The organism is Mesotoga infera (assembly GCA_011045915.1).
Classification (GTDB): domain Bacteria; phylum Thermotogota; class Thermotogae; order Petrotogales; family Kosmotogaceae; genus Mesotoga; species Mesotoga infera_D.
In genome coordinates, this window is record DSBT01000404.1 from 1 (window position 1) to 10,154 (window position 10,154).

Annotated in this window: 10 protein-coding genes; 3 read left to right on the forward strand and 7 right to left on the reverse strand. The window is 45.1% G+C overall.

Annotated features, from left to right (window positions below):
* Window positions 1-627 (forward strand): carbohydrate ABC transporter permease (locus ENN47_13015; protein ID HDP79067.1); only part of this gene is annotated, 627 nt, incomplete at its 5' end.
* A gap of 181 nt (window positions 628-808) precedes the next feature.
* Here ENN47_13015 and ENN47_13020 read toward each other — a convergent pair.
* The gene (locus ENN47_13020; protein ID HDP79068.1) at window positions 809-2,647 is read right to left on the reverse strand and encodes an LTA synthase family protein; all 1,839 of its coding nucleotides are present in this window, start codon (window positions 2,645-2,647) and stop codon (window positions 809-811) included.
* Window positions 2,648-2,783: 136 nt separating this feature from the next.
* Between ENN47_13020 and ENN47_13025 the strand changes: the two genes are divergently transcribed.
* Complete coding sequence (locus ENN47_13025; protein ID HDP79069.1) at window positions 2,784-4,457, forward strand: GGDEF domain-containing protein; 1,674 nt, start codon at window positions 2,784-2,786, stop codon at window positions 4,455-4,457.
* Here the strand turns inward: ENN47_13025 and ENN47_13030 are convergent.
* From ENN47_13030 to ENN47_13050, 5 genes are all read right to left on the reverse strand, one after another.
* Entirely contained in the window at window positions 4,450-4,878 is a 429-nt protein-coding gene (locus tag ENN47_13030) for a hypothetical protein (protein HDP79070.1), read from the reverse strand. The genes ENN47_13025 and ENN47_13030 overlap by 8 nt on opposite strands.
* 258 nt (window positions 4,879-5,136) lie before the next feature.
* Window positions 5,137-5,640, reverse strand: a complete 504-nt coding sequence (locus ENN47_13035) for a flavodoxin (GenBank protein HDP79071.1) — start codon at window positions 5,638-5,640, stop codon at window positions 5,137-5,139.
* Between the two features lie 92 nt (window positions 5,641-5,732).
* On the reverse strand, window positions 5,733-6,203 hold the full coding sequence (locus ENN47_13040; GenBank protein HDP79072.1) for an N-acetyltransferase: 471 nt from the start codon (window positions 6,201-6,203) through the stop codon (window positions 5,733-5,735).
* Window positions 6,204-6,360: 157 nt separating this feature from the next.
* Window positions 6,361-7,110 (reverse strand): DUF2087 domain-containing protein, encoded by a 750-nt coding sequence (locus tag ENN47_13045; GenBank protein HDP79073.1) that lies wholly within the window; start codon window positions 7,108-7,110, stop codon window positions 6,361-6,363.
* 166 nt (window positions 7,111-7,276) lie between these two features.
* On the reverse strand, window positions 7,277-8,200 hold the full coding sequence (locus tag ENN47_13050; GenBank protein ID HDP79074.1) for a GNAT family N-acetyltransferase: 924 nt from the start codon (window positions 8,198-8,200) through the stop codon (window positions 7,277-7,279).
* A 273-nt stretch (window positions 8,201-8,473) separates the two neighbouring features.
* Here ENN47_13050 and ENN47_13055 point away from each other — a divergent pair, with 273 nt between their 5' ends.
* Window positions 8,474-9,115 carry a TIGR00153 family protein gene (locus ENN47_13055; GenBank protein HDP79075.1) on the forward strand — a complete coding sequence of 214 codons (642 nt, stop codon included), beginning with the start codon at window positions 8,474-8,476 and terminating at the stop codon, window positions 9,113-9,115.
* Here ENN47_13055 and ENN47_13060 read toward each other — a convergent pair whose 3' ends face one another.
* Window positions 9,116-10,051: an inorganic phosphate transporter gene (locus tag ENN47_13060; GenBank protein ID HDP79076.1), complete on the reverse strand. Its 936-nt coding sequence runs from the start codon at window positions 10,049-10,051 to the stop codon at window positions 9,116-9,118.
* Between the last annotated feature and the right edge of the window lie 103 nt (window positions 10,052-10,154).

The window sequence follows — 10,154 nt, forward strand, 5'->3', positions numbered from 1 at the left end:
CTCCTGCTAAACAGCGCAATCGTATCTGTAGCGATTACTCTTGGCAAGCTAGTAACGGGAACACTGGCGGGATATGCCTTTTCAAACTTCAGATTTACCGGAAGAGGACTGGCCTTCGGTTTTCTATTTGCAACGCTGTTCCTGCCGGCGGAAACGATAATGATTGTTCCACTATTCTCGCTAATGAACAGATTTGGGTGGGTAAATACTTACTGGGCGCTGACTATCCCATTTATGGCCAGTGCAACAAACACTTTCTTGATGAGACAGCAGTTCATGACGATCCCTCTTTCTCTGGAGGACGCTGCAAGGATCGATGGCGCCGGTCCTATCAAGTATTTCTTGAAGATACTTCTGCCTCTTTCTAAATCGGTTATTGCGGGCTCGGCAATCATAAACTTTGTTTATTCTTGGAACATATATCTGTGGCCCCTAATAGTTACGATGGAAGATAAGATGAAGACTGTGCAAATTGGAGTGAAAATGCTTATCGATGCCGAATCAGCGAATAACTGGGGGATAATCATGGCCGGGACTATGATTGCGGTCATTCCGACGCTTGTCGTTTTCTTCCTGCTGCAGAATCTCTTCGTGAAAAGTCTTGTCGGCACAGGCATAAAGGAATAAATCGACCAAGAGTGCGTATTAGGATAAGCAAGAAAAAGCAGATTACATTTCGTGTCAAATCAACTTCTTCAGGGAGAATGGAGAAACGATAGATCTCTTGACATCTTCTGCAGCGGAACAAGACAGTGCTTCATGCATAGCGACGAAGCGAAACCTCTCTTGATTCTTCCGCTTTCAGGGTCTAGTCTTCTTTGACGCCTTTTGCGCCCGTCAGATTCGATATCGAGTCGTTGAGTATGAAATACTTCGACGCAGCTATCTGCTGTATGGAATCTTTATATCCGTCCAGGCAACTGAAAGGAGCTATCTCTATACCGCTCTTCCTGTCAATTGCGCTGCTGTTGTTGAGAATTCCGTCGCTTGACATGATAAACACCCTGTCGTTATCTATGAAGGAGCCTTCGGGGACGTAGTGAGTTAATGCGGCGAATCCCCGTGAAGCATTCAAGAGATCACGTCCGAAGAGGATCCCGTTTCTCTCAACAATTCCAATGAGATTGAGAAAAGTCGGGAAGAAGTCAATCTGGCCGCCAACTTTAGAGTCAACTATTCTAAGGTCGGAACCCGGCATGTGAAAGATCAGCGGTACATTCATCGCCTGCGCGAAATCATATTCTCTATGAAGCAGATCGGTCAAGATGTCTTTGTTCTCTTTGTTGAATGGGTACAGCCCGGCGTGATCACCATATAGGACTATCAGGGAGTTTTCGTACAGCCCCGCCTCCTCAAGACCTTCTAGAAATTCGCCGAGAGCCCTGTCTGCATAATTGACAGACTGAATGTAGTTGCCAAAGAGGGTTTCTTCGTGCTCGGGAAGCAGTTCGATTCTTCTAAATTCCTCGGGAATTTCATACGGATTGTGGCTCGTGAGCGTCACGATGAATGCAAAGAACGGTTCCACTATACTTTCTAGATATTCCAGCGTTTGCCTGAACAGCGAGAAATCACTAAGTCCAAAACCGATAATCTCATCGCTATCCATGTCCTCAAGGCTTATGAAATCGGAAAAACCTAACGACGGATAGATCTTCTCCCGATTCCAGAACCACCCATTGTTGCCATGGAATGCAACTGTGTAGTAGCCTTCTGACTTGAGAAGCGATGGCAGACTGTAAAAAGTGTTGTCTTCTCTTGTCAGATACACGGAGACTTCTCCGAGCGAATGCATTGAATTCAGAACAACAAATTCGCAATCAGAAGTATTGCCCGCTCCAACCTGTTGATACACTTCATTGAAATAAATGGAATCAGCCGATGCCAAACGATTTAAGTTCGGCGTAATTTCCTGACCGTTATAGGTGAAATTAACAAGGAAGTCCTGGAATGACTCTAGTTGTATTATGATGATATTTCTGTCTCTTGCAACAGAAAAGTATTTGCCTGCCTCCGCCATCTTGTTGACGTAACCGTTGTACGAGACTCTATCGTCAACGGCCATTCCCTTGTCAACTCCGGGGATTGCCTTCACCAGATCATACATGTGATAGGCGAGCACACCGTATCTATTGAAGACAAAGTAAGACTGCAGCGCTTCCGAGGAAAAAGGTACGATCAGGCTTATCAGCATGACAATTGCTATAAGGATATCCGTGTACCCAGGCTTTCTTCCTGTCCATTCTTCGACAGTAAAAGTCTTTTTTCTCAGATAGAAACCAACAGGTATCAAATCGACTATAAAAATGAAGCTTACCGGATGAAGGACGTAAATTATGCTGTCTTTTACCGCACCCACGTGTCCGACATGAACAAGTTCCTTCACCGAGGGCAGAAAACCGAAGTACTGAAAGTACAGGAAATCAATGAAGAGAATACACGAGATGACACAGTACAGAAGAAAGAACTTCCCTCTGAACACCACCCAGAATAGCAGCAGGAGGAATGCCAACCAGGAGAGTGTTCCAAGCAGCAGAGATGCCCTTGCAAGCTCAGCGGTATAACCGTAAAACACAAGGGATTTTACGATAATCAGAACTACTATAAGCGCAGTGGTCTTTGTCGTCCATTGATAAGTTCTTTTCATGTTAATCTCATCCCAGAGTTCTCTTCTTTGTCGACGCCTTCATTATACTAACTTAAGAGCGATCATTCAATGACTTTCATTCTGGTGGCATGGGTTTGCATAACATTTGAGCCGAGAAGTTGGAAGGTGCACTAGAATGTTCAGAGAAAGGGGTATTGTGATGCCTTTTAAGAGTTTTGAATCGAAGTCTCTTCATTTCATTAACCGAGAAATGGAGGAGTTCGAATTAGTCTTCTGTGTGAATGAAGATGACATCGTTCTTATAGATAGTACTAGATCCGGAAAATCAGACTCCATTCTGAGTGAGTTCTTCTCTGCGTTCAGCGATACTGGAAGACTTTCCTCAATGTTGGGAATTGAGGATCTGTCGTCGATTGTTTTGAGGGCGAGCAATGGCGTGCGAACTGATCTAGCGTGCTGCACAAGGGCCTTTGGAATGCCGCGTTATTATTTGGCAAAGGTCGAAAAGAACGGATGTACAGTTAAGATCAGATTCGAAGAGTTAGGAGGGCACTCGGCAAGCGAAGGTAGAAGAAACTTTCTTTCTGCCGCCTTCATGAAGATCGTTCAGAACGCGCCTGTAGCAGTTACTATCAAAGACAGTTCCAGCGATTCTTTGTGGTTGAACAAAATCGCAAAGGAAGCTGGCTTCAGCACTCTAAGCCACGAGATGACCCCAACGAAAGAGAGTTTTGTTGAGTCGCTTCAATTCGAAGGTGAAACCAAGTACTTTAGAAGTTTCGTGATTGATCTGAAAGACAAAGATTCTGGATTCGCTAGCGTCAAGTACTCGATTGATATTAGCGAAAGCGAGAAAGCCAAGCGTGAGCTTCGGATGAGCAGAAACAAGATAAGGAGACTTCATGAGGTGGCCCTTGAACTGTCTAAGGCAGATACGGAGGAAGAAGTGTACGATCTCTTCGTAAATGCGTCCTGCAGAATTCTGGAATTCGATGTATACAGTCTGGACATTGTGGAGGGGGAAGATCTCGTTGTTAAGAGAGTGACCAATTCAGTTCCAGATGATGGTGAGGAACGCTATAGCAAGTATGAAGGAGTTGCCGGGAGGACTCTGTGGCAGGGAAAGACTCTCGTCTTTCCCGATATTTCCAAAAGCCCGGAGGCAAGGCCCAGAAGTAGTGATTACAGGTCCGCGCTGAGCATACCGCTGGGAAGCTTTGGAGTGTTTCAAACGATATCGACTGAGCTGGACGCGTTTGACAGCGAGGATATTGAGCTCGCAGAACTACTCGCGGCACATGTCACGGAGGCAATAAGCAGAATTCGAAGCAGAGAAGAGATCACAAGACTCACTTATTACGACCCTCTAACTGGCGCGCTGAGCAGGTACGGGCTGGCGGAGTATTCTGCTGTGGAAATAGAGAAATCGAATCGATTCTCCACCCCTCTCTCATTGATGATGCTTGATGTCGATGATTTCAAGGTTATAAATGATTCCCAGGGCCATATGTATGGTGACTTTATTCTTTCTTGGGTAGTCGAGTCTATTAAGATGGTTATCAGGAATTCCGATCGGGTAATCAGGTGGGGTGGAGACGAGTTTTTGATAATCCTGCCCGGAGTTGCCATAGAAGGCGCCGAGTCCATGGGGAAGAGAATTCTAGATCGACTCGAGAAAAGAAGCCTGGAAGAGGACGTTGCTGCAACAGTGAGCATAGGGATTACAGAGTATCTGGGAGAAGGAGACAATATCGACGGTACTATATACCGTGCTGACCTGGCGCTTCACGCTGCAAAGAACAAGGGAAAGAATCGTCTTCAGGTCTACGAAAAGAAGGCTTCTAAATAGAGGGGTCGGTTCGAATAATCGAAAAGCGACCCGACTGATCTCTTTCCAGGTAGATTGTTAACTGAAGGTCTTTTATCCACTGACCGTCACGAGAAGTTTGGACAGCCCATCTGGAAATGTCAATATCGTAAGGCTTGAAAGAAACTGAAGCCAATAAAACAGCCGAGTCAAAGGATTCCTCACGGATCTTAATATCTTCTATTATGAAACCGGTAATTCTTGAGTCTGGGGGAAGGGATCGATCTTCACACCTTTCAAAATGCTCCTGTAGCAAATCACCAGCTATTTCCCTTATGTTTGCCCCACGAGACAAACCGCTTTGGGCAGAGGAGAGAGTCAAGCTCTGTCCAAAGAAAAGCACAACTCCGAGTAGAACTGCCTGCAGAAGGATGATCAAATAGACCCACCTGTAATCTTCCAACACAATCATCACCTCTAAGATCCGGTTTTCAAATCATTCGCCAAGATTATACCGCATCCTGCTTGCGTACAGAAACTACTGTCACCGTTATTCTAGAGGAAGGAAATAGTCAGGTAACTGAGTCTGCTTTTTCCATTTGGCAGATGATTCCTCATGCTTCTCACTCTTCGATGAATTTGGAGCGGGTTCAAAAAAAACGAGACCCTTGTCTATCGCTCGACGACAAGGGTCTCGCACAGCCGATGGTTATTGGTATCCTTAGCTTATAGATTTCAGTACTTGCCTCGCCCAGTTTGCGCTTGCATTTGCAGCGTACTTGACACCCGAGCCAATAGGATCGTAGAAGTCGATCGCACCAACTATCTTGTTATCAGACAACTTGCTGATCATTTCTTGAAAGACAATTCCCATTAGGCCTTCATGAGTGCAGAACAGTGCTATGTTTTTGTTTGAAGGCGTAGCTTTCCTCAAAAAACTCTCCACTGGCGGAGCGTAACTCATCGCCCAAACCGGCGACCCGAGAAAAATGAGGTCGTACTCATTCGGATCTACAGAAAAAGGTTCGAGAGATGGGATGGGATTCATGCTTACGCTTTCCCCCTCCCAAATGTATCTAACTCTCCTTCCACCTTTTTCATCCAAAGGTTTCAGCTCGAGAAGATCGGCATTCGTTTCGTTCGCTATGGACTCAGCAATCGATTTCGTGCTTTCATCATGAGAGTAGTAGACAACCAGTATCTTCTTTTCATTTTCGTCAGACATTGATCAAACCTCCTATTGCCGATGATTATTATCGCGTTTAATTCTCTCACAAGTTCTCGTTTTTTCCAAGAGGTTTGTAGTCTATCGTCCATTTATTCTTGAGCAAACCGCATCTCGGCATACTTTGTCTTGAACCCCATCTTCTTGTACAGAAATCTTGCGGGATTGTTCTGTTCCACATGAAGCGCTATATCGCCATTGCAAAGCGTTTTTATCTGTTCCACCAGCTTCTTCCCGATACCGGCCCCTCTTACTGTCCTGTCGACAGCAATATAGACGAGAATGTGTTCCGGTATATAGCCTTTCATTCCGGTGTCATTCACCACAGAGGCTCCAGCGATCTCTTCTCCCTGCATGGCTACCAGAACAAACCCGCCTTTTCCCTTTTCGTCGGAGAAGGCATAGTCAATAGATCTTCTGATAGCTGATCTATCGTCACCGTATTCTTCCAGATGAGTATGGAGAAACTCGACAATCCTGTCGATTCCTATCTCTTTGTCAGCTTTTTCGAAATTCTCGAATCGTTTAATTGTTATCTTCTCAGTCTTTGTAAGCAACTTCAAAGAATCACCTCCGTTTGTGAGTAGCTATTCGTTTGTATAACTAAAACAATTATAACATCATTGTATGTTAAGAACTGTAAAGTCCTGCTATGGGGATCTCCGTTATTTGCTTGTATCGGGAATTAAGCGCGTCAACTTAAACTGACATTAACATTCATTAGAATACCAGCCAGTAAGCGCTACCATCCGGTTTCCTGTCGATCAGTCCATATTCAATGAGATATCTTCTTAGAAGGACATAGTCATCATAGAATGTTTTCAGCATTTCATTGGCCTGTTCTTCACTGTAGTTGAGGCCTGGTTTGAAGACTCCGGCAATCTCCCTCAAGACGATTACCTTGTCCTTCTCCTTCTTCGGGAATCTGATAAGCTCACCACTTTCATTGAAGAATCTTGACAGGCGTTCGAGCCGCTCGGATTCCGTAATCGAATAACGTTCGTCGATCATAGTGGCATTTCTATGTACATCAACTATTCTGTCTTCTTCGTCAACGCTTTTCTCCATCATCTGGTGGAGAACCAGGAAGATTTTTGCCTGTCTTGCCTTTTCCTTTAGCCTGAAACGATAATTCCTTACCGTAGATTGAGTTAATCCCAGGCGTTTCGAGATCTCCTTATCGCCCACGCTTTCGTAGAAATACTGCATCATGGTTTGCTGTTGCTCCGAGAGTCCTGTGTACTTTCTATCTAGCTTCAAAAATGAATCAAAAGAAGATCTGTGGTCTGCAGCAATGTGCTCCCTAACTGCTCTCTCTGCGTCCACAAGTTTGTCGCCGCTGATTCGATGTATCAGACCGTTCTCGAAAGACTTCCCGCACAAGAGACAAATATAAGCCCCGTCCAGGAGCTTGTAACCGGCCTCCAGTTCTTCGATGCTGCTTTCCCAGAAAAGCTCAGACGATTCCATGATTTCACCTCCCGAAAGAGTATAGCAGAAAAGAAGTTCAATATCAAACGAAAGGAGTTATAGTCTACTTATATAGAAACAAATAAGTGGGTTGTTTACAAATCTTCTATTGAGTCTCGAAGGATCTTGGCGAAAGCTACGGAGACAATGCTGAATGCAGTAGTTTTCAGATCGTGAGCGCCAGTACTTCTCTCTTGTACAGAAATCTGAAGCTGGCTTCTTCGTACATCCTCTTCGCAGAAGCGCGGTCCGAAGTGACTGAGAGAAAGGCTCTGTCCTTTCCCGCTTTCTTAAGGCACTTCAGTGACTCAGCCAGTAACGCTCTTGCAACGCCTTTTTTCCTCCACTTTTCGACAACGAAGACTTCTTCGGTGTGAAACATCGAATTGTCAGTATTATCGGGGTAAAGCATGATGCTTCCTGCGATATTCCCTTTTGGATCCAGTGAGGCGAGGATAAAACCTTCACTCTTCCATTGGGGTCTGCTGAAGAAATAGTGGAGATACTTGTACTCGAGAGGTGAGTCTGGAAAACTGGATTGTTCTGCCAGGAGGTATTTCAGGATTTCCGGAGACTTTCTGGGTTTCAGTTTCGAAATTGTAAGACCTGAAGGAAACGGGTGAGAGGTAATTTCACTTTTCAAGTCTCTTTCCATATATTCGAAGTCTATCCAGTGAGTGAAGCCCCTGTTTGAGAAGAAATCCCTTTTCTCACTCTCGCTGTCGGCAATTCTGACACAGATTCTTGTTCCCGCCGCTGGAAAGAAGTTGCTTGTCGTATCCACAATTGAAGGGAGTGCGGTCTCGTAAAGAAGAGACATCAAGCTATTGTCGGCACCTTCGTCTAATATTATGTCAAGCCAAACGTGGTGGAAGTGATCCCTACTGAAATTCTGTCTCGTAAGGAACCTCACGAAACCAACCGCACGTCCATTTTCGACAGCGAGGAGGACATTTTTTCTTCGATTCAGCAATGGGTTCTTTAGATCTTCAACTGCGAATCTCTCTGCAAGAGGATGCTTCTTCTCATAGACACTCTGCATGAGAAGCATCTGTTCTGTGTACTCTTTTGAGTAGCCTGTTATTTGCACCATACCGCCTCCGCTCGCTGTTAATCTTCATAATCTGCGATTTCTTCGATATTTGTCTTCTTCTATAATGGAAATTTCGAGTCAAGCCAGGATCTCATTTAATGATTGCCAGATAACTCTAAGATAAAAGTGGCATAATATATAAATAATAGAATCTATTAGAGTCTGTCAAGTACACCACGGTAAATTCTGAGGACAGGGTGTGATGAAGTGAAAGGAATCGGGGGCTCTAATGGATTTGTCAGTATATTGAAGCCCGGAGGTGGACCTCTAATGTTTTTTGGTAAGAAAGAAATGGCGATCATTCAGCTGTTTAATGAGCATCTGGATTTCATATCGAGAACCCTGGAAAACCTTGAAAAGGTCTTTCTTGCCTGCCAGAATGATGATTCTTCTTCTGTGGAGATCTATTCGGAAGAGGTGCGAAAAATGGAATCGGCAGCCGATGCAAAGAGACGTGAAATGGAAAACTCGATGTATCAGGGAGCATTCCTCCCAAATTTCCGTGGCGACTTTCTGGGTCTTGCAGAGTCTTTCGACAAGGTGGCGAATGAGGCCGAGAACGTGGTTGATCAGATTGTATTGCAGCATCTCGTAATACCTTCTGAATTGAAAACCGACCTCTTGAAACAGGTTCAGCTTGCAGCAGAGACATTTGAGGCATCCAAAGAGGCGGCGGTGAATCTCTTCCAGGAATTGAGCGTGGCCGAGGAAAAGATAAAGGAGACGGAACGCCTTGAGAATACCGAGGATAGTCATGAGCGGGCGCTTGTGAAGAAGATCTTCGAGATGAATATTTCACTTGCTGAGAAAAGGCAGCTCCGTGAACTTGTTCTTTCAATCGGCGACATTGCGAATCTCTCTGAGGACTGTTCCGATCGTATGGAGATAATTGTTCTCAAGAGAAGAGTTTGATCAGAAAAGCCCCCCGACTGCTTTTACGAGCAGATAGAGGCCAAGGGAGACTAAACCGGCGATTAAAGGCGTCTGCAGCCAGCCAAGAGCGATGTTTCGCAGAATCTTGTAATTGATGTTTCTTGAACCTCTTGCCAGCCCGGCACCAATTACCGCTCCAACTATGGCCTGCGAGGTTGAGACCGGCACCCCAATCAGGGCGTAGATCCACACAGTGATTGCTTGAGAAAAGACAGCAATCACAGCTGAGAAGTGATCGAGTGAGGTTATCTGCTTACCGACTGTGTACATGACTCTCTTGCTGAAAGTAAGTACACCGAGAGCAATACTCAACCCCCCTACCAGTGCAGCTACTTCCAGGGGTATTATTCCGGCGAAGGGTCCAGTAACATTCGCAACATTGTTCGCACCCAAGGCGTAGGAACCATATGCGCCAATAATGAGAGCTCCAATCTTCAGGGAAAGATCTTGAGCCTGAATGGTCTTAATTCTTCTGAATAACACCGCAAAGATCTTGTACAAAAAGAAGGAACCGATTGCAGCCCCGATTGGTGTCGTAATCCAGCAGATCACGACTTTCGTAAGCACAGACCAATCCACTGTGGAGTTAAGTATGCCGATCCCCAGAATGGCTCCCATCATTGCCTGAGATGAAGAAGATGGGATACCCAGATAAGTCATTAATGTCATAGAGATCGCCGCACCAATTGTACTTATGGAAGCAGTGAGTAGCGTCTGGCTGCTAACGCTGGAAATAGTCTCAAGACCCCTGGAACCTTCTAGAAGGGAGCCTACTAGTATGAATATCGCAGACAACACTACTGCCAAACGGTATTTGACGAGACCAGAAGTAACCGCCGTACCGTAGACATTTGCAGCGTCATTTGCCCCTAATGCCCAGCCGAAAACAACGGCCGGAATTATCGCAAAGAACATATTAACCTCCATAGGGAGAGAGAAAATTTGATCGATTATATCATGGTATTACATAGATTCGAAGCCATCTTTAAGAGATCGGGCGGAAAGAGATGAAGGCAGC

What these genes read in the sequence shown, in the direction of transcription:
- ENN47_13020 (HDP79068.1), bottom strand. Translation starts at nt 2,647, where the DNA reads ATGAAAAGAACTTATCAATGGACGACAAAGACCACTGCGCTTATAGTA.
- ENN47_13060 (HDP79076.1), bottom strand. Translation starts at nt 10,051, where the DNA reads ATGTTCTTTGCGATAATTCCGGCCGTTGTTTTCGGCTGGGCATTAGGG.
- ENN47_13035 (HDP79071.1), bottom strand. Translation starts at nt 5,640, where the DNA reads ATGTCTGACGAAAATGAAAAGAAGATACTGGTTGTCTACTACTCTCAT.
- ENN47_13055 (HDP79075.1), top strand. Translation starts at nt 8,474, where the DNA reads ATGTTTTTTGGTAAGAAAGAAATGGCGATCATTCAGCTGTTTAATGAG.
- ENN47_13025 (HDP79069.1), top strand. Translation starts at nt 2,784, where the DNA reads ATGTTCAGAGAAAGGGGTATTGTGATGCCTTTTAAGAGTTTTGAATCG.
- ENN47_13045 (HDP79073.1), bottom strand. Translation starts at nt 7,110, where the DNA reads ATGGAATCGTCTGAGCTTTTCTGGGAAAGCAGCATCGAAGAACTGGAG.